The sequence below is a fragment of the Streptomyces sp. SID11385 genome (assembly GCF_010548245.1).
GTDB lineage: Bacteria > Actinomycetota > Actinomycetes > Streptomycetales > Streptomycetaceae > Streptomyces.
The window spans coordinates 1-1,523 of sequence record NZ_JAAGLR010001010.1 but is presented as its reverse complement, the minus strand read 5'-3'; the positions used below and the strand labels follow the sequence as shown (position 1 = coordinate 1,523).

The window sequence follows — 1,523 nt, the reverse complement described above, 5'->3', positions numbered from 1 at the left end:
GCCGTTGCCCCCGCAGGTCGGCCCCGCGCCGCACGTACCGGATGCCTCGCCCGGTGTGCCGCAGGCAGGCGCGCGGTGGGATGTACCGCAGCCGCCGCAGGCGCCCCAGCAGGGACAGGACCCGCGGCTGGCACCGCGGCCCGGACCCGAGCAGGCGTCGGGGCCCGCGGACCCGCGGCTCGGCGCGGCGTGGCCGCAGCCGATGCAGCACGACCAGCGGCAGCGCACGCATCCGGGGGCGCCGCTCGGGTACACGGCGGCCGTCGAGTTGTCCTCGGACCGGTTGCTGCGCGGCAACAAGCAGAAGACGCGCAGCAGTCGTCCGGCGGGTGGCGGCTCGCGGTTCCGGATCGGGGGGCGCAAGGAGGAGGCGGAGCGGCAGCGCAAGCTCGGGCTCATCCGTACTCCCGTCCTGTCCTGCTACCGGATCGCCGTCATCAGCCTCAAGGGCGGCGTCGGCAAGACCACCACGACCACGGCGCTCGGCGCGACGCTCGCCTCCGAGCGGCAGGACAAGATCCTCGCGATCGACGCGAACCCGGACGCGGGAACGCTGGGACGTCGCGTACGGCGCGAGACCGGCGCGACCATTCGCGACCTGGTGCAGGCGATCCCGCATCTGCACAGCTACATGGACATCCGTCGCTTCACCTCGCAGGCGCCCTCGGGGCTGGAGATCATCGCGAACGACGTGGACCCCGCGGTCTCGACGGCGTTCAACGACGAGGACTACCGGCGCGCGATCGATGTCCTGGGGCGGCAGTACCCGGTGATCCTCACGGACTCGGGTACGGGGCTGCTCTACAGCGCCATGCGTGGCGTACTCGACCTGGCCGATCAACTGATCATCGTCTCGACGCCCTCCGTGGACGGGGCGTCGAGCGCCAGCACGACGCTCGACTGGCTCGCGGCGCACGGGTACGCCCAGTTGGTCGCGCGGAGCATCACGGTGATCTCCGGGGTGCGCGAGACCGGCAAGATGATCAAGGTTGACGACATCGTGTCGCACTTCAGGACGCGATGCCGGGAAGTCGTCGTCGTACCGTTCGACGAGCATCTCGCGGCGGGCGCGGAGGTCGACCTCGACATGATGCGGCCGAAGGTGCGCGAGGCGTACTTCGACCTCGCGGCCGTGGTCGCCGAGGATTTCGCGCGGCATCAGCAGGCGCAGGGGCTGTGGACCTCGGATGGGAACCCGCCACCCGTCGCCGCTCCCCCGCTGCCGGGCCAGGTCCCACCGCATGCACCGCAGGCGCCGCAGGCGGGCGCACCGTACGGGGCGGGACAGCCCGGTACAGGGCAGGCGGGCGCGGCGGGGCCGGGCGTACCGCAGGCCGGTGCACCGCGAGCCGTTCCGCCGCAGCCCGGGGTGCCGCGAGCAGGGATGCCGCAGGGTGGGATGCCGCAACCTGGCGTGCCCTACCCGCGATCGGAGTCGCAGTCCGCGCCCGGAGCCGCGCTGCCGCCCGCCGCTCCCCCGACTCCTGGGGGCGCGCACGACGCGGCACACGTCGCGCTGCCCC

The 1,523-nt window shown here is 73.3% G+C and carries 1 pseudogene; it reads left to right on the top strand.

Going from position 1 to position 1,523, the window contains the following annotated elements:
- Positions 1-1,231, top strand: a pseudogene (locus tag G3I42_RS30905) (MinD/ParA family protein); the annotation flags it as partial.
- Positions 1,232-1,523 lie beyond the last annotated feature (292 nt).